This window comes from Methylobacterium sp. 174MFSha1.1 (assembly GCF_900116815.1).
Taxonomy (GTDB): domain Bacteria; phylum Pseudomonadota; class Alphaproteobacteria; order Rhizobiales; family Beijerinckiaceae; genus Methylobacterium.
Window position 1 is genome coordinate 343,788 of sequence record NZ_FPCB01000004.1, and the last position, 23,656, is coordinate 367,443.

22 protein-coding genes are annotated in these 23,656 nt (G+C 70.0%); 12 read left to right on the forward strand and 10 right to left on the reverse strand.

Annotated elements, in window-relative coordinates:
- The first annotated feature begins 24 nt into the window (after positions 1-24).
- Positions 25-747, forward strand: a complete 723-nt coding sequence (locus BM430_RS01585; protein WP_048463721.1) for a cytochrome c biogenesis CcdA family protein — start codon at positions 25-27, stop codon at positions 745-747.
- Positions 748-801: 54 nt separating this feature from the next.
- On the opposite strand, the gene BM430_RS01590 is transcribed toward BM430_RS01585, so the two are convergent.
- The 5 genes from BM430_RS01590 to BM430_RS01610 all read right to left on the reverse strand — a co-directional run bounded on the left by BM430_RS01590 (position 802) and on the right by BM430_RS01610 (position 8,641).
- Positions 802-4,056: an efflux RND transporter permease subunit gene (locus BM430_RS01590; RefSeq protein WP_093564620.1), complete on the reverse strand. Its 3,255-nt coding sequence runs from the start codon at positions 4,054-4,056 to the stop codon at positions 802-804.
- A 14-nt stretch (positions 4,057-4,070) separates the two neighbouring features.
- Complete coding sequence (locus tag BM430_RS01595; RefSeq protein ID WP_093564622.1) at positions 4,071-5,441, reverse strand: efflux RND transporter periplasmic adaptor subunit; 1,371 nt, start codon at positions 5,439-5,441, stop codon at positions 4,071-4,073.
- A gap of 128 nt (positions 5,442-5,569) precedes the next feature.
- Complete coding sequence (locus tag BM430_RS01600) at positions 5,570-5,941, reverse strand: hypothetical protein (RefSeq protein ID WP_093564625.1); 372 nt, start codon at positions 5,939-5,941, stop codon at positions 5,570-5,572.
- A 613-nt stretch (positions 5,942-6,554) separates the two neighbouring features.
- Positions 6,555-7,640: a hypothetical protein gene (locus BM430_RS01605; protein WP_093564627.1), complete on the reverse strand. Its 1,086-nt coding sequence runs from the start codon at positions 7,638-7,640 to the stop codon at positions 6,555-6,557.
- Between the two features lie 2 nt (positions 7,641-7,642).
- Positions 7,643-8,641: a hypothetical protein gene (locus tag BM430_RS01610; RefSeq protein WP_244539250.1), complete on the reverse strand. Its 999-nt coding sequence runs from the start codon at positions 8,639-8,641 to the stop codon at positions 7,643-7,645.
- Between the two features lie 429 nt (positions 8,642-9,070).
- Between BM430_RS01610 and BM430_RS01620 the strand changes: the two genes are divergently transcribed.
- The 7 genes from BM430_RS01620 to BM430_RS01655 all read left to right on the forward strand — a co-directional run bounded on the left by BM430_RS01620 (position 9,071) and on the right by BM430_RS01655 (position 13,411).
- Positions 9,071-9,364 (forward strand): hypothetical protein, encoded by a 294-nt coding sequence (locus BM430_RS01620; RefSeq protein WP_093564631.1) that lies wholly within the window; start codon positions 9,071-9,073, stop codon positions 9,362-9,364.
- Positions 9,361-10,104 (forward strand): hypothetical protein, encoded by a 744-nt coding sequence (locus tag BM430_RS01625; RefSeq protein WP_093564632.1) that lies wholly within the window; start codon positions 9,361-9,363, stop codon positions 10,102-10,104. Before BM430_RS01620 ends, BM430_RS01625 begins: the two co-directional genes overlap by 4 nt.
- Positions 10,068-10,547: a hypothetical protein gene (locus BM430_RS01630; protein WP_143131917.1), complete on the forward strand. Its 480-nt coding sequence runs from the start codon at positions 10,068-10,070 to the stop codon at positions 10,545-10,547. Before BM430_RS01625 ends, BM430_RS01630 begins: the two co-directional genes overlap by 37 nt.
- Positions 10,540-10,809 (forward strand): hypothetical protein, encoded by a 270-nt coding sequence (locus BM430_RS01635; protein ID WP_093564636.1) that lies wholly within the window; start codon positions 10,540-10,542, stop codon positions 10,807-10,809. Before BM430_RS01630 ends, BM430_RS01635 begins: the two co-directional genes overlap by 8 nt.
- Positions 10,806-11,078 (forward strand): hypothetical protein, encoded by a 273-nt coding sequence (locus BM430_RS01640; RefSeq protein ID WP_093564638.1) that lies wholly within the window; start codon positions 10,806-10,808, stop codon positions 11,076-11,078. The genes BM430_RS01635 and BM430_RS01640 overlap by 4 nt, the downstream gene beginning before the upstream one ends.
- 6 nt (positions 11,079-11,084) lie before the next feature.
- The gene (locus BM430_RS01645; protein ID WP_093564640.1) at positions 11,085-11,567 is read left to right on the forward strand and encodes an HIRAN domain-containing protein; all 483 of its coding nucleotides are present in this window, start codon (positions 11,085-11,087) and stop codon (positions 11,565-11,567) included.
- A 374-nt stretch (positions 11,568-11,941) separates the two neighbouring features.
- The gene (locus BM430_RS01655; protein WP_143131918.1) at positions 11,942-13,411 is read left to right on the forward strand and encodes a site-specific integrase; all 1,470 of its coding nucleotides are present in this window, start codon (positions 11,942-11,944) and stop codon (positions 13,409-13,411) included.
- A gap of 575 nt (positions 13,412-13,986) precedes the next feature.
- On the opposite strand, the gene BM430_RS01665 is transcribed toward BM430_RS01655, so the two are convergent.
- From BM430_RS01665 to BM430_RS01680, 4 genes are all read right to left on the reverse strand, one after another.
- Positions 13,987-14,739 (reverse strand): ABC transporter ATP-binding protein, encoded by a 753-nt coding sequence (locus BM430_RS01665; RefSeq protein ID WP_093564644.1) that lies wholly within the window; start codon positions 14,737-14,739, stop codon positions 13,987-13,989.
- Positions 14,736-16,514 carry a branched-chain amino acid ABC transporter ATP-binding protein/permease gene (locus tag BM430_RS01670; RefSeq protein ID WP_093564646.1) on the reverse strand — a complete coding sequence of 593 codons (1,779 nt, stop codon included), beginning with the start codon at positions 16,512-16,514 and terminating at the stop codon, positions 14,736-14,738. The genes BM430_RS01665 and BM430_RS01670 overlap by 4 nt, the downstream gene beginning before the upstream one ends.
- 2 nt (positions 16,515-16,516) lie before the next feature.
- Positions 16,517-17,554, reverse strand: coding sequence for a branched-chain amino acid ABC transporter permease (locus BM430_RS01675; protein WP_093564648.1), 1,038 nt, complete (start codon positions 17,552-17,554; stop codon positions 16,517-16,519).
- A 310-nt stretch (positions 17,555-17,864) separates the two neighbouring features.
- Complete coding sequence (locus tag BM430_RS01680) at positions 17,865-19,022, reverse strand: ABC transporter substrate-binding protein (protein ID WP_093564650.1); 1,158 nt, start codon at positions 19,020-19,022, stop codon at positions 17,865-17,867.
- Between the two features lie 234 nt (positions 19,023-19,256).
- Between BM430_RS01680 and paaG the strand changes: the two genes are divergently transcribed.
- The 4 genes from paaG to BM430_RS01700 all read left to right on the forward strand — a co-directional run bounded on the left by paaG (position 19,257) and on the right by BM430_RS01700 (position 22,714).
- The gene (paaG, locus tag BM430_RS01685; RefSeq protein ID WP_093564652.1) at positions 19,257-20,063 is read left to right on the forward strand and encodes a 2-(1,2-epoxy-1,2-dihydrophenyl)acetyl-CoA isomerase PaaG; all 807 of its coding nucleotides are present in this window, start codon (positions 19,257-19,259) and stop codon (positions 20,061-20,063) included.
- Entirely contained in the window at positions 20,060-20,506 is a 447-nt protein-coding gene (gene paaI / locus BM430_RS01690; RefSeq protein ID WP_093564653.1) for a hydroxyphenylacetyl-CoA thioesterase PaaI, read from the forward strand. The genes paaG and paaI overlap by 4 nt, the downstream gene beginning before the upstream one ends.
- A gap of 235 nt (positions 20,507-20,741) precedes the next feature.
- Positions 20,742-22,076, forward strand: coding sequence for a phenylacetate--CoA ligase PaaK (gene paaK, locus BM430_RS01695; protein WP_093564656.1), 1,335 nt, complete (start codon positions 20,742-20,744; stop codon positions 22,074-22,076).
- Between the two features lie 8 nt (positions 22,077-22,084).
- Entirely contained in the window at positions 22,085-22,714 is a 630-nt protein-coding gene (locus BM430_RS01700; protein ID WP_093564658.1) for a TetR/AcrR family transcriptional regulator, read from the forward strand.
- Between the two features lie 262 nt (positions 22,715-22,976).
- Here BM430_RS01700 and BM430_RS01705 read toward each other — a convergent pair whose 3' ends face one another.
- On the reverse strand, positions 22,977-23,513 hold the full coding sequence (locus BM430_RS01705; RefSeq protein WP_093564660.1) for a GNAT family N-acetyltransferase: 537 nt from the start codon (positions 23,511-23,513) through the stop codon (positions 22,977-22,979).
- Between the last annotated feature and the right edge of the window lie 143 nt (positions 23,514-23,656).

Below are 23,656 nucleotides of genomic sequence, written 5' to 3' on the forward strand. Positions count from 1 at the left end.
CATTACTCCGCCGGGGCTGAACCGATGGCCATCGACGCCTCAAGCGTGGGCTTCCTCGCGGCCTTCGCGGCCGGCGCCGTATCGTTCCTATCGCCCTGCGTGCTGCCTCTCGTTCCGGGCTACGTGTCTTACGTCGCCGGGCAGTCGGCCGCCGGCGAGCGCGACAGCCTTCGCACGCTCGGCCTGAGCCTTTGCTTCGTGCTCGGGTTCACGACCGTCTTCGTCGCGTTCGGCGCGGGGGCGAGCGCGCTCGGCTTCGCCCTGCTCGCTCATCGCGAGACGCTGAACCTCGCCTCCGGCTTGCTGGTGATCCTGTTCGGCCTGTTCACTGCCGGTCTGCTGCGGCCCGCCTGGCTGCAGCGCGAGCTACGCTGGCACGGCGATCCGCCGGGTCGGGGACCCGTCGCTGCCTATCTCCTCGGAACGGCTTTCGCCTTCGGATGGACCCCATGCATCGGTCCCGTCCTCGGTGCCATCCTGGCGGTCACGGCCTCCTCGGCCTCGGGCAAGGGCGTCGCCCTGCTCACCGTCTACTCGCTCGGGCTCGGCGTGCCGTTCGTGGCGGCGGCCCTGTTCCTGTCCGGCTTCGTCGCGCGCCTCCGGACCCTACGCTGGTTCGGCCGTGCGCTTCAGCTCGTCGGCGGGGGCGTGATGGTGGCGATGGGGCTGCTGATGGTCACCGACCGCATGACCGATGTGGCCTCCCTCATCATGGAGACCTTTCCGGCGCTAGGTCGGATCGGCTGAACGGAGAAGACATCGAGGGGCTCGGGCTGCCCCTCGATGCCTGCGGCAGGCGGGCTATTCGGCGGCCTGCCGGAACGGCGCGGCGCCATCGGCGTCCTCGTCATGGCTGACCGGCGGCGTGGCGCGGGCGCCGCCGAAGCGCGCATAGAGGGCCGGCAGGACGACCAGGGTCAGCAGGGTGGCGCTGATCAGGCCGCCGATGACCACGGTCGCGAGCGGCTTCTGGACCTCCGCGCCTGTCCCAGTCGCCAACGCCATCGGAACGAACCCGAGCGAGGCGACGAGGGCAGTCATGGCGACGGGCCGCAGCCGGGTCATGGCGCCCTCCAGGATCGCCTCTCGGCGGGGGCGTCCCTCGGCGACGAGCTGCTTGATGAACGTCAGCATCACGAGGCCGTTGAGGACCGCCACCCCGGACAGGGCGATGAAGCCGACGGCGGCGGGCACAGAGAACGGCATGCCGCGCAGCCACAGGGCCGCGATGCCTCCGGTCAGGGCGAGCGGCACCGCACTGAACACGAGGAGCGCGTCCCGGACCGAGCCCAGGGCGGAGTAGAGCAGGAGGAAGATCAGGAAGAAGCACGCCGGCACCACCACCGTCAGCCGCCGCTTGGCCGAGGCGAGGTTCTCGAACTGACCGCCCCAGGTCACGTAGTACCCGGGCGGCATCCGCACCTGCTCGGCGACCTTCCCCTGGACCTCGGCCACGAGCGAGCCGATGTCGCGCCCGCGCACGTTCGCGGTGACGACGACGCGCCGCTTGCCGTTCTCGCGGCTGATCTGGTTCGGTCCCTCCGAGACCGAGAAGCTCGCCACCTGCTTCAGGAGGACGGAGGTCGAGCGCCCGTTGGGCCCGGGCGGCAGCGGAACCGGGATGTTCTCCAGCGCCTCGCGGTCCTCGCGCACCTTGTCGGTGAGCCGCACCACGATGGGGAAGCGCCGGTCGCCCTCGAACAGGAGGCCCGCCTGCCGGCCTCCGATGGCCGCGCCGATCACCTCCTGGATGGCGCCGGTGCTGAGCCCGAGGCGCGCGGCCTCGGTCTTGTTGACCTTGATCTCCAGGATCGGAAGTCCGGCCGTCTGCTCGACCTTGACGTCCTCCGCGCCCAGCGTGCCCCGCAGGATGTCGGCGATGCGGTCGGCCGCCAGCGTCATCGGCTCGAACTCGTCGCCGAAGACCTTGACGGCAAGGTCGCCGCGGGCCCCGGCCAGGAGTTCGTTGAAGCGGAGCTGGATCGGCTGGGAGAACTCGTAGACGTTGCCGGCGAGCCGGCCCACCGCCTTCTCGATTTCCTCCTGTAGCTCCGCCTTCGACAGGCCTGGGTCGGGCCACTCCTCCTGGGGCTTGAGGATGACGAAGGTGTCCGAGGAGTTCTGCGGCATCGGGTCGGTGGCCACCTCCGCCGTGCCGGTCTTCGAGAAGACGTAGGCGACCTGGGGGAAGCGTCCGATGGCCTCCTCCACCTTGAGCTGCATCGCCTGGGACTGCGACAGCGAGGTTGACGGGATGCGCAGCGCGTTCAGCGCGATGCTCTTCTCGTCGAGGGTGGGGATGAACTCCGTGCCGAGCCGGGCCAGTAGCGCGCCGCTCCCGGCGAGCAGCAGCAGGGCCAACGCCACGAAGGCCAGCGGGGCGCGAACCGCGGCACCGAGCATCGGGCGGTAGGCCGTCTTGAGGGCGCGGATGATGAGGTTGTCCTTCTCGGTGACCTTGCCGGTGACCACGATGGCCACCATTGCCGGGACGAAGGTGAGGGAGAGGACGAAGGCCGCCGCAAGGGCGATGATGACGGTCAGCGCCATCGGCTCGAACATCTTGCCCTCGACCCCGGTGAAGGTCAGGAGCGGCACGTAGACCAGGATGATGATGGCCTGCCCGTAGAGGGAGGGCTTGATCATCTCCTCGGCCGAGGCCCGCACCGTGGCTAGGCGCTCCTCCAGGGTGAGGACCCGCCCGAGGGCGTGCTGCCGCTCGGCGAGGTGGCGCAGGGCGTTCTCGGTGATGATCACCGCCCCGTCCACGATGAGGCCGAAGTCGAGCGCCCCGAGGCTCATCAGGTTGGCCGAGATGCCGGCCTCGACCATGCCGGTCGTCGTCATCAGCATCGCGACCGGGATCACCAGGGCCGTGATGACGGCGGCGCGGATGTTGCCGAGCAGCAGGAACAGGATGACGACGACGAGGGCCGCTCCCTCAGTGAGGTTCGTCGCCACGGTCCGGATGGTCGCCTCGACCAGACGGGTCCGGTCGAGGACCGTCTGGACCTCGATGCCCGGCGGGAGCGAGCGCCGGATCTCGCGCATCCTGGCGTCGACGGCGGCCGCGACCGTGCGGCTGTTCTCGCCGATGAGCATCAGGGCGGTTCCGACGACGGCTTCCCGGCCGTCCTCGCTGGCCGAGCCGGTGCGCAGGTCGCGTCCGATCCGCACCTCGGCGATGTCCTTCACCCGGACCGGGACGCCGCCGCGGGTCGTGACCACGACGTTGCCGATCTCGTCCATGCTTTCCAGGCGACCGGAGGAGCGGACGACGTAGCCCTCGCCGTTGTCCTCCAGGTAGCGGGCGCCTTGGTTCGCGTTGTTCGCCTGGAGCGCCCGGGCGACGTCGCCGAAGGACAGGTCTAGCGCGGTCAGCTTCGTCGGGTCCGGCTGGACATGGTACTGCTTCTCGTAGCCGCCGATGCTGTCGACGCCGGCGACGCCCCGCACGGTCCTGACCTGCGGCCGGATCACCCAGTCCTGAACCGTCCGCAGGTAGGCCGCGCGCTCCAGCTCGGTCGCGAGCCGCTGCCCCTCGGGCGTCAGATAGCTGCCGTCCGCCTGCCAGCCGGGCTTGCCCGGACGGGACGCCTTCCGCTCGCCGGGCGCCGCGTAGCGCACGGTCCACATGTAGATTTCGCCGAGGCCGGTCGTGATTGGCCCCATGTGCGGCTCGATCTCCGACGGCAGCCCTTCGCGCGCCTCGCTCAGGCGCTCAACCACCTGTTGGCGTGCGAAGTAGACGTTGACGTCGTCGGCGAAGACCGCCGTGACCTGGGAAAAGCCGTTGCGCGAGAGGGAGCGGGTGTATTCGAGGCCCTTGATGCCGGCGAGCGCGGTCTCGACCGGGTAGGTGACCTGCTTCTCGATGTCGAAGGGCGAGAGCGCGGGCGCGACGGTGTTGATTTGCACTTGGTTGTTGGTGATGTCGGGCACTGCATCGATGGGCAGCTTCGTCAGGGCGTGGACGCCGAAGCTGGCGGCCAGCAGCGACAGGAGCACGACGAGCCAGCGCTGACGGACGGAGAAGTCGAGGATGCGGGAGATCATGTCCGGTCTCCTGCTCAGTCGTCGTCGCCGGCTTCGGACTTTCCGAGCTCGGCCTTGAGGAGGAAGGAGTTGGCGACCGCGATGGGGTCGCCCGGCTTCAGGCCGGAGACAACCTCGTAGGAATCGTCGTCCGAGCGCCCGAGCTCGACCTCGCGCTTCTCGAAGCCTTCCTCCGTGCGCACGAAGACGACGCGCTCACCCCCGACCGACTGCAGGGCAGCCTTCGGGACGCGCACCTCGACCGCGTCGTGCGCGATCTCGACCTCGGCGGTGACGAAGGTGCCGGGGCGCCAGGCGAGGTCCGGGTTCGGCAGGGCGACGATGACCCGGGCCGAGCGGGTGTCCGGGTTCAGGAACGGACTGACGAAGACGACCTTGCCGTCGGCGTGGCGGTCGCCGCCTTCCTGGGCCGGGGTGACCGCGACCGGTGCGCCCTCCCGCACCTTGGCAAGCTCGGTGGTCGGCACCGAGAGTTCGATCCAGACGGTCGAGAGGTCGGCAACGGTGTAGACGTCGGCCGGGTCCCCCTCTCCGCCGACCTTCGTCCCGACGTCGACCTTGCGCTCGACGATGCGGCCGGCGAGCGACGAGCGGAGCTCATACCGGCGCAGGGTGGACTGGTTCGGCGTCGCCTCGTCCCGCTTCTGCGCGGCCGCGACCTCGGTCGCGCTCAGGCCGAGGGCGGAGAGCTTCTGGCGGGAAAGGTCGACGCGCAGGGTGGCTTCCGTATAGGTCGCCTTGGCCTGCAGGTAGACCTGCTCCGACGAGACGCGCTTGTCCCAGAGCGCCTGCTGGCGATCGTAGTTGGTCTTCTCCAGCTCGGCCCGCACGGAGGCGGTGAGATACTCGCTCTTGGCGTCGGCGACCTCCCGGCTTTCGAGGACGGCGACGACCTCATCCTTGGCAACCCGATCGCCGAGACGCTTGCGCATCTCCGCGACGGTACCCACGACCCGAGCCGGGACACGGGCGATCCGGTCGGTATCGGGGGTGATGGTGCCGGGCACCAGAAGGTGCCGGGCGAGGGTGCCGCCCTCGACCTTCACAACCGAGATGTCCTGCCCCGAGACCTGCTCGGGGGCCATCTTGATCACGCCTGCCTCGGCCTCGGCGTGCCCCTCGGCCGCCTCGTGACCGTGCCCTCCGGGTTCCTTACCGTGGGCCTTTTCGGGAGACGCGGCTCCCTTGTCGTCATCGTCGTCCTGCCCGGCCCCGGCTCGTGCGGACTCGGGCTTGGCGGGAGCCGGGCCCGCGGTGAAAGCGAACAGGTCTTGCGACAGGCCGGCGGCGGATAGGCTGCCTTGGACGAAGCCGGTGACGGCGGGGACGGCGGCACCGATGGCGACGCCGGCGGCCAGGAGGACCGCGGAGAGGAGGATACGCATGGGGGCCTGCTCGGACGGGCTTCCGTTCGACGCGGGGAGGCGTGCGCGGTCGGACCCGTATGTTCACGTGAGGGACCCGGCACCGCGGACGGCGCAGGGCGGGGACGCGCCGCGACGGCGCCGTCACCTCACGCGCGAGGGGGTCTTGGCAGGCGGTCGGGGTCGACTGACGAGGCCGTCTCGGTCAAGCTGGCGTAGACCGGGGGCACGGCTTCGATGCGGGGCATGACGGGACCGGTGGCCGCCGCCGGGGTGACTTGGTGGCAGCCGCAATGGATGTGGCAGGCCAGGCCGGGGTCGGCCTCGCCCGCGTCCGGCGCGGAGGCCGACAGCGTCACTTGCGCGGCCTGCCGGTGCCTCCCGTGGTAGGCGAGGTCGTCTGCGTAGCCCGTGACGGGCGCGACCAACGACAGGGCGAGGGCGAGAGCGAGCAGGCGGGCGGCGAGCGCCCACCATCCCCGTGCCGCCCGTCGGCGGCTATGCCCGTCTCGCGAGACCATCTCCGGCCTTATGTGCGATTTCCCCGGGTTCGCACAAGGTGCTCCCACGCGGGACGAAGCCTGCGCGGATGTCGATAGGGCGAAGCTCAGAGAGAGCAGGCTAGCGAGATCTCAGTCTGTACACGACTTCCGAGGAATTCGCCCCAATCTCGGCGCCATGATGAGACCGCTGGTTGCTTATCGCCTCACGATTCAAGAGGTATTTCTCGCGTTGTGAATATGGCGCGGTAATCATCGGTTACCCAACCGTTACCGTCGCGCGCTCGACGCCACAACTCTCCTCTCCACCAATTCGCGCCAGTATCTGTAACCCCTTCGCGAATAACTTGAGGTTTATAGGCTCTCGACCCTAAGTCGCGTCGAGCGACTCTGAGAAGAAAGCGCTGGGCCGCATGCTCATGACTGTCGGCAATAACTGTCTCGATGCGGCCGGTCCCATTGATTTTCACGAAAAACTTCAGTTTATCGCTCATACCCGCCTCAATCTTTGTCGTAGATTTTAAAACAAGCCGCGACACAGCTAGGCTCAACTTGCTTGTCAACAGGTGCGGCAACCGTGTGTAAAAATCTACCGCTCGCACGGACGAGCGGCAATCAAGCACTAGCTCCATGATTAACGTGCATTCGGCCGCACCCGTGACGCGCTGCTGATTTGCAACGCCTTCAATTGCCGCTTCGGCGCGAGCCCGAACCGCACCCGGCCCGCCTCCGTCAGCGTGGCCGGGATTTGGTAGCCGTTCGCCCAGCCGCCCGGCTTGATCAAGCCATCCTCCGCCGCGTGGATGACGGCCCAGGCGTCCTCGACGACCGGCATGACCTGCCCGGACGCTTGCACTTGGAGCCTCGCTATCGCAGCTTCCCGGCCGGGGGACTCGGGTTCCGGGACCCCCGCGGCGTCCATGAGGGATCGTGCGTTCGCGATGGCGAGCCTGCCTTCGATGGCCGCCCGGGCGGCGTACATGGCGACGTAGTCTGCGGTGGTGTGCTCCAGTGTTGCCGCGAGGGACTCCCAGCCCGCGTCGGTCGTTAGATCCTCGGCGTGGTGCCCGCGGTACCGGAAGGGGCTGTCAATCTCCTCGGTGTCCCAAGCCGCCTTCAAGCCGCTTATGGCCTCGACCCGCTGAACAAACGCCAAGCCGCTGGCCGATGGGAAATTCAGGAAGAGGCGCACTTCGCCCGACCCGAGGACTTTGGCGAACAGGGGCGTGGCCAGGGACCGCGGCTTCTCCGGAGCATCAGGGTCACGCAGGTCGCCGCCGAGCCGAACCCAATGCGCGTCGCCGATCCCCGCCACTACGAGGCGCTCCCCAGGCGTCAGGGCGACGTCGGGCTCGGGCTGATCGACGGCGTCGACCGCGGCCGCGTCGCCCTCAGGGTACCGATGCCAGGCTTTCAGCTCATCGTCCCAACCGAAGGGCACCTGGAGATCCGGCCAGGAATAGCGACGGGCGCCTTTGTGGCCGCTGATGCGGAGGTGCTGGATCTGCCCATCGAACAGGACGAGCGTCGCGGAGAGGCTGCCGAGAGCGTCGCGCACGGCCGAGCGAACCTCCTTGACGTACGTCGGCACGCCGGGCGGCAGCACGTCCTTGATCGCCTCCATCACTTCGCCGACGATGGCGTCGTGGGCGACGGTGTAGACCGAGGCGTCGGCCACAAAGAGGTCGCCTTGGAAGGGGTTCTGCTTGCGCTTGGCCATGATCACGCCCCCGAACCGAAGATGGCCGCCCTGAGGTCCGGCCGAAGCTGCTTGCGGTGCCTCCAGACCGCCGCGAGTCCCTGGGACGCCTCGATGACGGTGAACTCGGTCATGCCGGCCAGGACGTGCCCGGCGTGGCTATGGCTTTTGCCCCAGCCCACGCCGTTCTCCAGCGTCGCGAAATCCTCGTCGTGGCTGGAGAGGATCTGCAGGGCGGTCCGGAGCGGGTCATGGATGGCCTGGTTCTCGGCCAGCTTCAGCCAATCCTTCGACGGGTCCGCGGCGATGCGCTCGCGGACCCTGCGGATGGTCTCGTCCACGTCCGCGACGAGGTCCCGGGCAAGCTTCGCAACGACGACCTTGGGAGCGCCGCTCTCGGCCAGAGGCTCACGGAGCAGCCCCTCGGCGAGCTCCCTGCGCTTCTTGCTCCAGGCCCAGTGCACGTCCCGCAGCGATTCGCGAAGCCGGTGCAGGTCGGCCCGGCGGCTCTCGCCATGCCGTTCGTCGTCGAGGGCATCGGCCTGCCGGCGCCGCTCCTCTTCCCGGGCGATGCGGCGGTCGTCGTAAGCGAGGGCCTCCTTGGCGTCGGCGAGCGCGTCGAGGATGGCCTGATCACCCCGGGTCGTGTCTTCCCAGCATAGAGGCTGGACGACGCCCCCCGAACGTTCGGCCGTCCCCCATGAGAAACCGACCTCGGCGAGGGGGCCCCGGAGGAGGCGATAGGCGCGGCTGTAGGTCGCCGTATCCCCGTCGCCGGCCCAGAGCGTCCGGTCGCCCCGCTGGGTTCGGACGTCTCGCAGGCGGCGCCACGTGAGACCGAGGGCGGCGACGGGCAGGGCCGCCCCGAGGGGAGCGGGAGCCGCCGGGGCGGGCTCGGGACCGCCCCTGGAGGCGGCGATGGCGGCGGCCAGAACGGGGATGACGACCCCGGCGGCGGCTAGAGCGAGGAGGACGAGGGAGAGCACGGGCAAATCCTGCATGGCGGTTGGCAACTGCCGCATGCTCCCCCTCGCGTCGGCCCGCGTCAACAAGTATTTCAAAGCTTCGAAAGTCGAAGGATTGGATCGACAATCCTTGTAGGCCGCGTTCAATGAGACAAAAAAAGCTGTCTCATTGACATATGTCGCCGCTGGTGCTGGGCTGTAGGCAACTGCCAGTCGTGGATTCGAGGGCAGGAAGCCAGTCCACCCCCTACCAAGGGATGATAACTTTGACGCGACCTGTCTTCACCCCTCAGGATCTACAGGAGGTCCTCCGCGTCCGCATCGAGGAGGCCGGCTCAGCGCGAGTCGCCGCCGCCGCACTGAGCGTGTCCGCGGCGTACATGCTGGACGTCCGCCACGGGCGCCGCCCGGCCAGCCGGCGCTTGCTGGCGGCTCTCGGACTGGAGCTCGCCATCGTCCCCGTCGAGCCGATGGAGGGCGCGCGCCATGTCGCGTAACCCTCACCTCGACGACGAGGATCTGCGCGACCTGCCCGACTTCCTCCGTGAGCTCCTCGCCCACGAGCGCCAGGCAGCCGGCCCCGCCTACAACCGGCGTGCCGCCCGCCCGCCGGTCGTCGACATCCCGTCGGAGATGCCCCCGGCCGCGCCCGTCGACGCGCGCCCCGTCGCCGCGGTCCGCACCGTCCCGGCCGCGGCGCCCCGCCCCGTGCCGCGGCGCCAGGTGCGCATGCCGGACGCCGATCCCCGCCGCACCTCCTCGCAGGGGAGGCTGCTGTGAACGGGGGCTCGATCTCTTCAATCGATGGCGACGTCTACGAGACGCCTTCGCCGTCGCTCGTCGCGCGGATCGTCGATTCGCACGGCCTGGATATGGCCTGCGAGCGATGGTGCTGGCTGGGCGAGCGCACGCTGTCCTCCCTCGCGCAGCAGGGGCGCGCCCAGGCAGGCCGCGTCCCCCCGCCCCGTGCCGGCGGTCGCTCGATGTCGTGCTCGGAAGCCGAGGCGGCCGTCGCCATCGAGGCGGCCGTCGCCATCGAGGCGGGTTACGCCCTCGGGTCGGCCCAGCGGGGCATCCGCGCGGCCGGCATCAGCGTCGGCTCGCAAGGCCTCTACTCCCGTCGGGGCCTGACGCCGCCGACGATCTCCTCGACCGAGCGCGGCGTCGCCACCGCGCTTGGAGCCCGCGCCCGGCGCGGCGACGCCGAGGCGGCCGCCGCTTGGCAGGCCCGCCTCGATTTCGAGCGCGCCGTCGGGTCCGTCGTCCGCCGGGCCCTCGCCCTGGTCCCCGAGCAACCGGTTATCGGTCGATACGCCCTGCCGCCGTCCGACGCGGCCCTGGCGGAGGCGTCCGGGACGAGGACCTGGCCGCCGTCGCCGTCGTCTTCCCCGACCTCGCCGCGCTGGAGCCTGAACCGGCCGAGCCTGAGCCCGAGCCCCCCGTCACCGTCACCGAACCGCAACCTACCCTGGAGACCCGCCCGATGCCCCGCCGCCGTCTTATGCCCACGGACAACGTAGTCGTTGCCGAGCACGCCCAAGGCAAAAGCGCCGCGCAGATGGCGGCGGACTGGGAGGTCACACCTGCAGCGGTTTACGCGCATTGGCGCCGCCTCGGCCTGAACCGCAAGCCCGCCCCGGTCGCGGTGGTCCCGCCCGCGCCGCCCCCGGAGCCGATCCGCCTCCCCGTCACACCCATGCTGTCGGACGGACGTCTGTCCGTCGACGACCTCGCCTGGGCGGTGACACTGGCGCGGCGCGAGGGGATCACGCCGGACGAGGCCGTCCGGTTCGTAAGGGCTGACATCGACCAGGCTCGCCCCCCAGCCCGTCCCTTCGTGCCCGACGGCCCACCCGCCCGATTTTCGACGTACCGCATGCCCGCCAAACTAGAGGCCTGGTACCAGGCCTTGGCCGACGGCCTCGACCTGCCCGAGCTTGAGATGGCGGACTTCGATGTCTGAAGCCCGCATCGACCAGCGCGAGACGTTCGACGCCTGGCTTCCCACCGAGCCATACATCGTCTCCATCGAGCGCATCGGCCGCGCGCGATATGGCGATCTCTGGGTCGGAAAACTGGCCTACGACATCGGTCTACCGCACCAGACCGTGCGTAGGTGGCTTGCCGGCACGGGCTGTCCCACTGCCTACGACCTCAAGACGGTCAAGCTCTCGGCCATGCACCACATCGCCCGCGTGATCCGCGCTGTGGAGGAAACGCCATGACGCGCAGCATCGACTTGCCCCATCCCGCCGCCGGCGGGAACGGCTCCCCGCCCCTGGACGAGCGCGATGTCGACATCATCGCCCGCATCGGAAAGGCGATGTACGGGCGCTGGTGGATCGGACCCGTTGCAGAAGACCTAGGGCACGACCACCAGGTCGTGCGCAGATGGCTCAAGGGCCAGGGTACCCCGTCTCAGAAAGACATCGACTGGATGAGGCTGCGCGGACGCAGGATGGCTGCGCAGATCTCACGGGAGTGCGAAAGGTAAGCCGCCATGATCGAGTCCCCCTTCGAGCTCCCTGGCGTCGTCCTCCTCGCCGAAACGGACGCCGCCGTCGAGGGCGACCGGATCGAGGCCGGGGAGCCGTGGCACGATGCGCCGGTCGCCGGCGTTCAGTTCTACGGCTACGGCGACGCAGGGCTCGCCGTCGAGCCCGTCCGGCCGCGTCATGGGCAGCGGCTCGGGCTCGTCCGCGCGCCCGACAACGCCTTCGACGAGAACGCGGTCGAGGTTTGGCTGGGCAACTCGACGATGCTCGGCCATCTCCCGGCGGATGTCGCATCCTGGGTCGCCGGCCCGCTCGACGTCGGACGCCCCCTGCGGGCGTACTGCGCGCATTCGGGCGACGGTACGGCGTGGAGCATGCGCATCCTCCTCGTCGGGGAGGCCCTCGCCGAAATGGACGTGCCGCCCCTAGACGAGCCATGCCGTCTGCCTGCCGTGGCAGCGGCGGCGGATGACGACATCCCCTTCTGATGTCCCAGGACCGGCGCGGCCACGACCTTAACCCTACGCAATCAACCTGCGACCGGTGCCGTTGCGCGGTTCCGGCGAACACCCGATCGTCCGCTTATGGCATTCGAAATCATCGTCGACCGCGACATTCTCGAAGACCGCCCGGCGATAGCCGCGGTCGCGCTAGACCACACGCCGCTCGATCTTGAGACCGCAATTTGGGCGCCGGAACTCCTTGTTCCGGCACGGTGGCCCGGCGCGCGGGAGCATTCTTGGTGGCCGGCCTTCTCGGTCAGGCAGCTTCGGGAGGCCATCGACCGGGGGGACCTTCGGCCGGAGCGGCACGGTCGGAACATCATCATCACGCGACGCATACTAAGGGAGTGGCGGGAAGGATGCCGCGCAGGAACTCAGGACCAAGGCTCTGGCTCAGGCCAGCCGAGCACGGCAAGAACGGCGCCGTCGAGCGGCTCGCGCAGTGGCACATCAAAGACGACGGCGGGGTCCGTCGACCCACTGGCTGCTTTGCGCGCGATGTCCGCGGCCTCAAGGGCGCCGACAAGGCCGAGGCGCTAGCCTACAACGAGGCCGAGGAGGCGAAGGCCCATCAGGCCTTGGCCGATTACATCACCGCCAAGCACCGCCCCTCTGTCCAGAAGGGCCGCGGCGCCAACGAGATCCTCGTCGTCGACGTCCTCCTGATGTGGGGCGAGCGCGTCGTCCAGAAGCGGGTCGAGGACCTGCGCGCCCAGGACGCCAAGGCTGGCATCGTCCATGAGAAGCCGCCGATCTACGAGGGACGCGCTGCCCGGTGCATGGCACGGCTGCTCCAACTCGGCGAGTGGTGGCAGGGCAAGACGCTCGCCGACGTCGATGGCGATTCCTGCGACGAGTACGTCGCTTGGCGGTGCGGGCATGCCTGGAAGAGCGCTCGGCCCGAAGAGACGGGCAACGATGCCAAGATGGTCTCGCCCCAGGGGGCGCGGCGCGAGCTTGAGGACATGCGCGCGGCCATCAATTGGCACCGCGGCCGGGGCTACTGCCGAGAGGTCGTCGAGGTCGCGCTGCCGGCAAAGGGGAAGCGAAAGGAGCACCACCTCGACCGCCCCGAGGCGGCTCGCCTGCTCCTCGGCATGTGGCGGAAGCGGGCCGTCATGACCGTCCGAAAGGACAGCCCGACTCGCGCCGGCGAGGTGGTGACGTCCAAGAAGCGTCCGCACCGGCATCTGACGCGGTTCACGCTGCTCGGCATCTACACCGGCACCCGGGCCGGGACCATCGCGACGGCGGCATTCGACCGCATCCCCGGCCGAAGCTGGCTCGACCTGGAGACGGGCACTTTCCATCGCCTCGCCGTCGGGCAGGGCGCCACCAACAAAAGGCAACCCCCGGTCCGTATCCCCGACCGGCTGCTCGCTCACATCCGCCGCTGGAAACGCCTCGGCATCAGCAAGGAATACGTCGTCGAATTCAATGGAGCCCCGGTCGAGCAGGTCAACAAAGGCTTCGGCGTGGCCCTGGCCGACGCCGGCCTCAAGGGCACGCCGCACATGCTGCGGCACACGACGGCGACGTGGCTGCTCCAGCGCGGGGTGAAGTCGTGGGACGCGGCGAACTTCTTGGGCATGTCGGAGAAGGTGCTGCTGGAGGTCTACGGCCACTGGGCCGCCGACTACCAAACCGGCATCGCCGGCGGCCGCAAGAAGCGGTCGCTCCCGCCGCCCGAGCTCCACGACGCCTTCTCGATCCACTACCACCGCGACAAGGACCTGCGGGTGGCAGCGGCGAACCGGGACGCCCGGCTGGCGCGGCTCGGGCTGCCGCTCCGGTCCCTGGCAACCGCGGGGGAGGCGAAGGCCGCCTGAGGGTTTCGGTACCGGAACCGGACCGGAACCGGAATGGGCGGGAAACGGGGGGAATAGCGGTACCGGTACGTGCTTTGTTCTCGCCCTTCCCAAGGGCGCAGAAGCTCGCTACACACCGCTCATAACGGTCTGGTTGTAGGTTCGAGTCCTACCGGGCCCACCAAGACTCCCGACGATTGAATCTCCGAGAGATGGCCCAATCGTAGGTTCGCCGAGCTTGGGTGATGGCGCGAATCGGTGCGAGCAGATTCGATGTCGACGCCTGATCGCTTAGCTTGCGCAGAATTGAAACGCTCTGCGTCATTCCGGGGCCGCGCAGCGGAGCCCGGAAGCCAGAAACTCCGGGGCTGAAGAGTGAAGCGGAACGAGCGCCGCTCTGTTCTGGAGCCACCTGCGGTTATGGATTCCGGGCTCCGCTGCGCGGCCCCGGAATGACGCGGAGGGTCTTGAGACTGTGGGGCGACCCGAAACAGGCTCCGGCGCGAATCGAGCCGCCACCCAGTCCATCCTCGATGATAGCGCGACCGCGACCATCGGCAGATCCCGGCCCGGCACTCCAGGCTAAAATCCCCGGCTCAGCGCCCGGCGGCGGCCCGGCTCGGCGGCTCGTCGACCGAGAGACTGCCGAGATAGGTCTCGACCACCCGGGCATCGCCCTGGAGCGTGCGGCTGTCGCCCTGGAGCACCACGCTGCCGCCGTCGAGGACGTAGCCGTAATCGGCGATCTGGAGGGCCGCGCGGGCATTCTGCTCGACCAGCAGGATCGCCACCCCCTCGTCGCGCAGGCGCGCCACCGTGCGCATCACCTCGGCGACGATGAGCGGGGCGAGGCCGAGGCTCGGCTCGTCGAGCATCAGCAGGCGCGGGCGGCCCATCAGGGCCCGGGCCATGGCGAGCATCTGGCGCTCGCCCCCCGACAGCGTGCCGGCATGCTGGCGCCGGCGCTCGGCGAGGCGGGGGAAGAGGCGGTACATCTCCCCGAGGTCTCCGCCCCCGCCCGTGTTGCGGAAGCGGAAGGCGCCGAGCTTCAGGTTGTCCTCGACGCTCATCGTGGAGAACAGCTCGCGGCGCTCGGGGATCAGGCTCAGGCCCTGCGCGACCCGTGCCTCGACCGGCAGCCGCGTCAGGTCGCGCCCCTCGAACAGGAGGCGGCCGCGGGCCGGCAGCACTCCCATCAGGGCGTTGAGCAGCGTCGTCTTGCCGGCGCCGTTGGCGCCCAGCACCGTGACGAGCCGCCCGGGCTGCACCGCCAGCGACACGCCCCGCACCGCCTCGACCTTGCCGTAGGCGACGGAGAGGTTCTCGGCCTCGAGCATGGCCTGCGTCATGCGGCGCTCCCCAGATAGGCCTCGACCACGGCGGGGTCGCGCCGCACGGTCGCCGGCGCGCCCTCGCACAGCTTGGCGCCGAAATTCATCACCACCAGCCGGTCGGCGAGCCCCATCACGAAATCCATGTCGTGTTCGACGAGGAGAATGCCCAACCCCTCCTGGCGCAGGCGGCGCAGGAGGTCGCCGAGGGCCTGCTTCTCCTGATGGCGCAGGCCGGCGGCCGGCTCGTCGAGGAGGAGGAGCTGGGGCCCGAGGCAGAGCGCCCGGGCGATCTCGACGATGCGCTGCTGGCCGAGCGCCAGGCTCCCGGCCGGCAGGTCGCGGCAGGCGGCAAGACCCACCCGGGCGAGCTGGCGGTCGGCCTCGGCGAAGAGCGCCGCCTCCTCCGCCGCGTCGAGGCCGAGCGCGCCGCGGAACGGCCCGGCCGACCCGCGCAGGTGGGCGCCCAGCGCCACGTTCTCGATCACCGACATGCCGGCGACGAGCTTGACGTGCTGGAAGGTGCGGGCGCAGCCGAGCCGGGCGATGCGCCGGGCCGGCAGGCCGGCGACGTCACGGCCGGCGAACCGCACGGCTCCGGCGGTGAGGCGGGCCACGCCGGTGACGAGGTTGAAGGTGGTGCTCTTGCCGGCGCCGTTCGGCCCGATCAGCGCCACCACCTCGCCGGCCGCGACCTGGAAGCCGATGTCGTTGACGGCGACGAGGCCGCCGAAGGTCTTTCTGAGGTTGGCGGCCTCCAGCAGCACCGTGCCGGGGGCGGCGGCCGGGCGGGCCGCCAGGGGCTCGCCGGCCGGGCCGCGATCGGGCGGCGCCGCGACGGAGCGGCGGACGAGCAGCGGCCACAGCCCGTCGGGCGCGCGCTGGAGCATCAGCACCAGCAGGACGCCGAACACGATCGCCTCGAAGTTGCCCTGCGCGCCGAACACGAAGGGCAGGACGTTCTGGAGCTGGTCCTTCAACACTGTCACCAGCACGGCGCCGAAGACGCCGCCGCCGATCGAGCCGGCGCCGCCGATCACCGCCATCAGCAGGTACTCGATGCCGGCATTGATGCCGAACGGCGTCGGGTTGATGGCGCGCTGGATGTGGGCGTAGAGCCAGCCCGACAGGGCCGCCAGCATCGCCGCATAGACGAAGGCGACGATCTTCACCCGCGCGGTGTCGACCCCGAAGGATTCCGCCGCGACGACGCCCCCCTTGAGGGCCCGGATCGCCCGGCCGGTGCGCGAGCGCAAGAGGCGGTGGGTGAGCCACAGGCTCAAGGCCAGGAAGGCCCAGGTCAGCAGCAGGGCTTCGCCGCCGCCCAGCACCGGGTGGCCGAGAATCGAAATCGGCGGCAGGCCGGTGAGCCCGTCGTAGCGGCCGAGCGCGTCGGTGTTGCCGAGCACGTAGAAGAACGAGATGTTCCAGGCGATCGTGCCGAGCGGCAGGTAATGGCCCGAGAGCCGGAGCGTGATCGCGCCGATCACCCAGGCGGCGGCGGCCGACAGGAGCAGGGCCACCGGCAGGGACAGCCAGGGCGAGAGCCCCCCTTGGGTGGTGAGAAGGGCGGTGGCGTAGGCGCTGATGCCGACGAACATCGCCTGCCCGAAGGAGGTGATGCCCGCGACCCCGGTGAGCACCACGAGCCCGGTGACCACGATGGCGGAGAGGCCCGCATAGGTCAGCAGCGTGAGCCAGAACGGCGGCACGCCGGGCAGGAACGGCAGGGCGACGACGACGAGCGCGGCGAGGCCGGCCAGGATGGTGGTGGGCGTGAGGCGGGCGGGCATGGTCATTCCTCGTCCTCCACCGGGGCCGAGCGCAGGGAGCGCCAGAGCAGGACCGGGATGATCGCCATGAACACGATCACCTCCTTGAAGGCGCTGGCCTCGAACGAGGCGACGGATTCGATGATGCCGACGAGGATCGCGGCGGCGGCCGCCGCCGGATAGCTCGCCAGCCCGCCGATGATCGCCGCGACGAAGCCCTTGAGGCCGATGAGGAAGCCGGTGTCGTAGTAGACGGTGGTGAGCGGCGCGATCAGCACGCCCGACAAGGCCCCGATGAAGGCCGCGACCGAGAAGCTGAGCCGGCCGGCCAGCGAGGGCGCGATGCCCATCAGCCGGGCGCCGAGGCGGTTGACGGCGGTGGCGATCAGCGCCTTGCCGAGCAGCGTGCGCGAGAAGAACAGCCAGAGCGCCACGATGATCGCGAGGGTCAGGCCGATCATCCACAGCGACTGCCCGCTGACCAGCAGGGGGCCGGCCGGGAACGAGGCTTCCGACAAGGGCGGGGTGCGCGAGCCCTCGGCGCCGAAGAACACGAGGCCGAGGCCGGTCAAGGCGAGATGCACGCCGACCGAGGCGATCAGCAGCACCAGCACCGAGGCGTGGGCCAGCGGCCGGAACGCCACCGCGTGCAGGAACCCGCCCATCGGCGTCACGATGGCCAGCGTCAGCAGGATCTCGACGACGAGGCCGGGCTTCGTCGGCGCGAGGAACCAGGCCGCGAGCGCGACGACCGCCGGCAGGGCGAGGTCGCGCAGCGCGAGGCGTCCGAGCACGCGCCCGCTCATCGTCGGCCGCGCCTCGGCGCAATCGGCCAGGAAGGCGAGAACGCCGAGGCCGAGGAGCAGCGGCACGGTGCCCGGCAGGGTGCCGGCCTCAAGGCTCGCGAGCGTCAGCGCCCCGTAGGCGACGAACTCGCCCTGCGGGATGAGGATCACCCGCGTGACGGTGAAGACCAGGACCAGCGACAGGGCGATCAGCGCGTAGATCGCGCCGTTCACCACGCCGTCCTGGAGGAGGAGAAGGAGGATCGTGGCGTCCACGGGGGAGGGCTCGGGGCTGCTTCTATGACTTGATGATCGTGATCGCGATTGTATCGACGCGTCTGAAGCACTCCGCGTCATCCCGGGGCTCGACGAAGTCGAGAACCCGGGATCCATAGCCGCTGACGTGGAAGAACGGAGCGTATCGCGTTCCGCCTTTTCCTGCACCGTCGGCGGTTATGGATCCCGGGTTCCGCTTCCGCGGCCCCGGGATGACCCGGAGGGTGTCAGGACTGTCGGGATCAACCGGCCAGGCGTCCCGATTGGTGTCGCCTCGACCCCAAGAGGCTGTCGAGGGCGGCTCCACCCGTCAGTTCGTCGCCGACAGCAGCTTCCACTTGCCGTTCTCGATCGTCACCATCACGCGGGCGCGGTCGTCCTGACCGACATGGTCGGTCGGGGTCATGCTGACGACGCCGTTGGTGTAGACGACCTCCTTCAGGCCCTCGATCGCGTCGCGGAGCGCCGCGCGGAACTCAGGGGTCCCGGGCTTGGCGGTCTTGAGCGCGACGGGGATCGCGTTCGCCAGCAGCACCTCGGCGTCGTAGGCGTGGCCGCCGAAGGTCGCCAGCGAGCCCGCCCCGAACTTCGCCTCGTAGGCCTTGGTGTAGTCGAGGGCGACCTTGCGCACCGGGTTCGATTCCGGCAGCTGCTCGGCGACCAGCAGGGGACCCGCCGGCAGCACGGTGCCTTCCAGGTCCTTGCCGCCGACGCGCAGGAAGTCGGCATTGGCGACGCCGTGGGTCTGGTAGTACTTGCCGGCGTAGCCGCGCTCCTTGAGCGTCTTCTGCGGCAGCGCCGCGGGGGTGCCGGAACCCGCGATCAGCACCGCGTCGGGACGCGCCGCCATCACTTTCAGCACCTGGCCGGTGACGCTGGTATCGGTGCGGGCGAAGCGCTCGGTGACGGCGAGCTTGATGCCCTTGGCCTCGAGCCGGGGGGTGACCTCGGCCAGCCAGCCGTCGCCGTAGGCGTCGTTGAAGCCGATGAAGCCGACCGACTTCACGCCGGCCTTGGCCATGTGCGTGGCGATCGCCTCGGCCATCAGGCCGTCGTTCTGCGGCGCCTTGAACACCCAGCGGCGCTTGTCGTCCATCGGGGCGACGATCTTGGAGGAGGCGGCCAAGCTGATCAGCGGCACCTTGGCCTCGGCCGCGACCTCGATCAGCGCCAGGGAGACCGGGGTCACCGAGGAGCCGACGATGGCGTCGACCTTGTCGTCGCTCGCGAGCTTGCGCGCGTTGGCGACGCCCTTGGTAGTGTCGGTGGCGTCGTCGAGGACGATCCACTCGACCTTCTGGCCGCCGATCTCGGTCGGCAGCAGCGTCACGGTGTTGGCCTGCGGGATGCCCAGCGAGGCCGCCGGGCCGGTCTTGGCGATGGTGACGCCGATCTTGATCGGCTGCGCCAGCACGGGTCCGGCCAGCACGGTGCCGGCGAGGGCGAGCGCCCAGACGATGCGCCTCATGGTGGTGTCCTCCCGCTATCGGGCCGCGCCGGTTGGAATCCGGTCGCCGGCGTCCCGGGCTTCATTGAACCCGTCCGTGCTTTGCAGCCCCGCGCGCTCTCCGTCCACCCTGGCGTTCGGCTAACGGCACACGCGTTTGACTTCACCCGCACAGCTTTATAATTTACCGTCCGGTTGGTCAATAGATCGCGCCGGCGGGGATGCCCGGCACAGGCGCGACGAGGAGGGCGCACCATGAGCGAGGCAACAGGCGAGACTCTCGTGCTGACGGAGCATCATGCGGGCTACCGCGTGCTGGTGCTCAACCGGCCCGACCGGCTCAACGCCTTCAACGAGCCGCTGCATCTGGCCCTGCGGAGCGCCTTGAGCGCCGCCGCCGCCGATCCGGAGTGCCGGGCGCTGATCCTCACCGGGGCCGGCCGCGGCTTCTGCGCCGGCCAGGACCTCGCCGCCCGCAACTTCGCGCCGGACGTGGAGCCCGACCTCTCGCGCACCCTCGAAGAATTCTACAACCCGCTGGTCAAGCAGATTCGCGACCTGCCGATGCCGCTGATCTGCGCCGTCAACGGCGTGGCGGCGGGCGCGGGCGCCAGCCTCGCCTTCCACGGCGACCTCGTGCTCGCGGCGCGCTCGGCCAAGTTCCTCCAGGCCTTCGCCAAGCTCGGGCTGATCCCGGATGCCGGCGGCACCTGGCTGCTACCGCGCCTCGCCGGCCGGGCCCGCGCCCGCGGCATGGCGCTCCTCGCCGAGCCGATCACCGCCGAGCAGGCGGAATCCTGGGGCATGATCTGGCGGGTGATCGACGACGCGGAGCTGATGGCGGAGGCGCATAAGCTGGCCGCGCAGCTGGCGCAGGCGCCGACCTACGGCCTCGCTCTCATCCGCCGGGCGCTGGACGCCTCGGAGACGAACGACCTCGAGGCGCAGCTCGCCGTCGAGCGCGACCTGCAGGGCGAGGCCGGGCGCTCGCCGGATTACCGCGAGGGCGTGGCGGCCTTCCTGGACAAGCGCCCGGCGCGCTTCACCGGGCGCTCCCGGTGACGCCGGAGGAGACGGCCCGCGCCTGTGCCGCGGCGCTATGGGCCGAGGACCGGGCGAGCCAGGGGCTCGGCCTGTCCCTCGACCATGCCGGGCCCGGCGAGGCGGTGCTGTCGATGCGGGTGCGCGACGACATGGTGAACGGCCACGGCTCCTGCCATGGCGGCTTCATCTTCGCGCTCGCCGATTCGGCCTTCGCCTTCGCGTGCAACGCCTACGATCAGCGGGCGGTGGCGCAGCATTGCGCGGTGACGTTCCTGCGGCCGGGGAAGCGCGGCGAGGTGCTGACGGCGCGGGCGGTGGAGCGGGTGCGCGAGGGCCGCTCCGGGATCTACGACGTGACGGTGACCGACGCGGAGGGTCAGGTGGTGGCGGAGTTCCGCGGGCATTCGCGGACGGTGCCGGGGAGTGTGCTGGCGGGGGAGGGTGGGGCGGATCACAGGTGATCCCCCACGGTTCGTCCACTCTCCGCGTCATCCCGGGGCCGCGTAGCGGAACCCGGGATCCATAACCGCCGAGGTGGCAGGATGAGGCGGGACGCCAGCCGCCCTGCCAGGAAAGGCCGGCGGTTATGGATCCCGGGTTCTCGCCTTCGGCGAGCCCCGGGATGACATCGAGGGTTTCAGATCCGTCGATGATCTTGTGCAGGAATCCATAAAAATACTTCAGGGAGAAGACGCCATGCTTCAGATCGCCCCCCGCAAGCTCGCCCGCATGGTGCCGGAGGCCTCCGAGCTCGACCGGTTCGAGACCGCCTCACGGGCCGAACTCGCCGCATGGCAGCGCGAGAAGCTGCGCGAGACCCTGCACCACGCCTACGCCAACGTCCCGCATTACCGCGCCGCCTTCGACGCGGCCGGCGTGCATCCACGCGATTTTTCGGATCTGCCGGACCTCGCCCACTTCCCCTTCACCGCCAAGGCGGATCTGCGGGCGAACTACCCCTTCGGGATGTTCGCGGTGCCGCGCGAGCAGGTGGCGCGCATCCACGCCTCGTCCGGCACCACCGGCAAGCCGACCGTGGTGGGCTACACCAAGGCCGACATCGACGTCTGGGCCGACGTGGTGGCGCGCTCGATCCGCGCCGCGGGCGGGCGGCCCGGGATGCTGATCCACGTCGCCTACGGCTACGGGCTGTTCACCGGGGGACTCGGCGCCCATTACGGCGCCGAGCGCCTCGGCTGCACGGTGATCCCGATGTCGGGGGGCATGACCGAGCGCCAGGTCCAGCTGATCCAGGACTTCAAGCCCGACATCATCATGGTGACGCCCTCCTACATGCTGGCGATCCTCGACGAGTTCCGCCGTCAGGGACTCGACCCGCGCGCCTCCTCGCTCAAGGTCGGCATCTTCGGCGCCGAGCCCTGGACCAACGCGATGCGTCAGGAAATTGAGGACGCCTTCGACCTCCACGCCGTCGACATCTACGGCCTGTCCGAGGTGATGGGGCCGGGGGTCGCGAGCGAGTGCGTCGAGACCAAGGACGGGCTCCACATCTGGGAGGACCACTTCTACCCGGAGATCGTCGACCCGCGCACCGGCGCGGTCCTGCCGGACGGGGAGGAGGGGGAGCTGGTCTTCACCTCGCTCACCAAGCAGGCGATGCCGGTGATCCGCTACCGCACCCGCGACCTGACCCGGCTGCTGCCCAGCACCGCCCGGGCGATGCGCCGGATGGAGAAGATCACCGGACGCTCCGACGACATGATGATCGTGCGCGGGGTCAACGTCTTCCCGAGCCAGATCGAGGAGAAGATCCTCACCATCCCGGCCCTCTCGGCCCATTACCAGGTGGTGCTCGCCCGCGAGGGCCGGCTCGACACCATGACCATCCGCGTCGAGGCGCGGCCCGAGGCCGACATCGCCGACTTGCGCGAGGCGGCGGCCGACCGGCTGTGCCAGGCGGTCAAGGACACGATCGGCATCACCGCGACGGTGGACGTGCTGCCCCCGGGGGGCATCGAGCGCTCCCTCGGCAAGGCCCGCCGCGTCATCGACCAGCGCCCCCGGGACTAGCGACGAGCATGGCCCGCACCCGCGCCAGCGACTACGACGACAAGCGCCGGGCGATCCTCGATCGCTCGGCCGAGCTGTTCGCCGCCCATGGCTACGACCGCGCCTCGATGAGCCGGATCGCCGAGGCCTGCGGCGTCTCGAAGGCGAACCTCTACCACTACTATCGCGACAAGGACGAGATCCTGTTCGACGTGATCCGGCTGCACCTCGAGGAGCTGCTGGAGGCCGTCGAGGCCGCCGACCGGCCAGGGCTGGCGCCCGAACCACGCCTGCGTAGCCTCGCGACGGCGCTGCTCGAGGCCTATCGGGACGCCGACGCCCAGCACAAGGTGCAGATCAACCATCTCGGCCTGCTCTCGGGTGAGCGGCAGGCGGAGCTGAAGGCGAGCGAGCGCGAGCTCGTGCGCCTGTTCTCCGAGGCCATCGCCGGCGTGGCGCCGCATCTCGCCGGCACGGCGTTGCTCAAGCCCGTGACCATGTCGTTCTTCGGCATGGTCAACTGGCACTATCTCTGGTTCCGGCCGGGGGCGGGGCTGACCCGGGCGGATTACGCGGATCTCGTCACCCGGCTGATCGCCGAGGGGGCCAGGGGGATCGCGGGGGAGAAGGTGCCGGAGGTGAGGGTGGTGGGGGGATGAGCGGCGGCTCGTCAGCCTCAGCATTTGAGAAATGAACGCTGCGCCCTTTCCCGGACGACTGAAGCGATAGCGGAAGGAGATCCGGGATCCAGCACGAGAAGTGCCGCGGAGCGGCTCTGCAAAGTGCCGCGGAGCGGCTCTGCATGCTGCAACGTCGCAGACAAGCAGACGCTTCGCGACTTTCCATGCTGGATCCCGGATCTCCTTCCACTGCGTTACAGTCGTCCGGGAAAGGGGCGGGGGTGGAACCCGTCCCGACGCATCACGCCGCGACGCGGAACTCTTGCGTCGGCAGAACGCTCGGCACCACCCGCCCGGTCGCCCGGACCATGCCGCTCGCACCGTCGAGCGCCCCCGGCACGAGGTCGAGGGCGAGGAACCGCTCCGGTGCGTAGGGACCGGGCAGGCTCAGGCTGCCGACCCGCTCGTGGGTGAAGCCGAAGCGGGCGTAGTAGGGCGCGTCGCCCACCAGGATCACGGCGCGGTGGCCGAGAGCCGCGGCGCGGGACAAAGCCTCGCGCATGAGCGTGTGGCCGATGCCGAGCCCGTGCAGGCCCGGATCGACGGCGATCGGCCCGAGCATCAGGGCGGGTCGGCCGCCGGCATCGACGTCCCACAGGCGCACGGTGGCGACCAGCCGGCCGTCCATCTCGACCACCAGGGCGAGGCCCTCCGCCGGAAGGCGCCCCTCGCGCAGGCGCTCGCAGGTCTTGGTGAAGCGGGCCTCGCCGAAGCAGACGTCGAGCAGGTGCTCGCGGGCGGCGACATCGGCGGCGCGCTCGTCGCGGATCTGGATCACGGCCGTACTCTCCCGAGACTCACGCAAAAACGGGCAAAGGACAGCCCTCGCACCCGCCGCGACGCGGCGGGCCGTCCGGGACTTCTGGGGATGGTGGAGGCGCGGACGCGCCGGGCCCGGTAGAACGGGAAACCCGGCGCATC

What these genes read in the sequence shown, in the direction of transcription:
- BM430_RS01585 (WP_048463721.1), top strand. Translation starts at nt 25, where the DNA reads ATGGCCATCGACGCCTCAAGCGTGGGCTTCCTCGCGGCCTTCGCGGCC.
- BM430_RS01590 (WP_093564620.1), bottom strand. Translation starts at nt 4,056, where the DNA reads ATGATCTCCCGCATCCTCGACTTCTCCGTCCGTCAGCGCTGGCTCGTC.
- BM430_RS01595 (WP_093564622.1), bottom strand. Translation starts at nt 5,441, where the DNA reads ATGCGTATCCTCCTCTCCGCGGTCCTCCTGGCCGCCGGCGTCGCCATC.
- BM430_RS01600 (WP_093564625.1), bottom strand. Translation starts at nt 5,941, where the DNA reads ATGGTCTCGCGAGACGGGCATAGCCGCCGACGGGCGGCACGGGGATGG.
- BM430_RS01605 (WP_093564627.1), bottom strand. Translation starts at nt 7,640, where the DNA reads ATGGCCAAGCGCAAGCAGAACCCCTTCCAAGGCGACCTCTTTGTGGCC.
- BM430_RS01610 (WP_244539250.1), bottom strand. Translation starts at nt 8,641, where the DNA reads ATGCGGCAGTTGCCAACCGCCATGCAGGATTTGCCCGTGCTCTCCCTC.
- BM430_RS01620 (WP_093564631.1), top strand. Translation starts at nt 9,071, where the DNA reads ATGTCGCGTAACCCTCACCTCGACGACGAGGATCTGCGCGACCTGCCC.
- BM430_RS01630 (WP_143131917.1), top strand. Translation starts at nt 10,068, where the DNA reads ATGCCCCGCCGCCGTCTTATGCCCACGGACAACGTAGTCGTTGCCGAG.
- BM430_RS01635 (WP_093564636.1), top strand. Translation starts at nt 10,540, where the DNA reads ATGTCTGAAGCCCGCATCGACCAGCGCGAGACGTTCGACGCCTGGCTT.
- BM430_RS01640 (WP_093564638.1), top strand. Translation starts at nt 10,806, where the DNA reads ATGACGCGCAGCATCGACTTGCCCCATCCCGCCGCCGGCGGGAACGGC.
- BM430_RS01645 (WP_093564640.1), top strand. Translation starts at nt 11,085, where the DNA reads ATGATCGAGTCCCCCTTCGAGCTCCCTGGCGTCGTCCTCCTCGCCGAA.
- BM430_RS01655 (WP_143131918.1), top strand. Translation starts at nt 11,942, where the DNA reads ATGCCGCGCAGGAACTCAGGACCAAGGCTCTGGCTCAGGCCAGCCGAG.
- BM430_RS01665 (WP_093564644.1), bottom strand. Translation starts at nt 14,739, where the DNA reads ATGACGCAGGCCATGCTCGAGGCCGAGAACCTCTCCGTCGCCTACGGC.
- BM430_RS01670 (WP_093564646.1), bottom strand. Translation starts at nt 16,514, where the DNA reads ATGCCCGCCCGCCTCACGCCCACCACCATCCTGGCCGGCCTCGCCGCG.
- BM430_RS01680 (WP_093564650.1), bottom strand. Translation starts at nt 19,022, where the DNA reads ATGAGGCGCATCGTCTGGGCGCTCGCCCTCGCCGGCACCGTGCTGGCC.
- paaG (WP_093564652.1), top strand. Translation starts at nt 19,257, where the DNA reads ATGAGCGAGGCAACAGGCGAGACTCTCGTGCTGACGGAGCATCATGCG.
- paaK (WP_093564656.1), top strand. Translation starts at nt 20,742, where the DNA reads ATGCTTCAGATCGCCCCCCGCAAGCTCGCCCGCATGGTGCCGGAGGCC.
- BM430_RS01700 (WP_093564658.1), top strand. Translation starts at nt 22,085, where the DNA reads ATGGCCCGCACCCGCGCCAGCGACTACGACGACAAGCGCCGGGCGATC.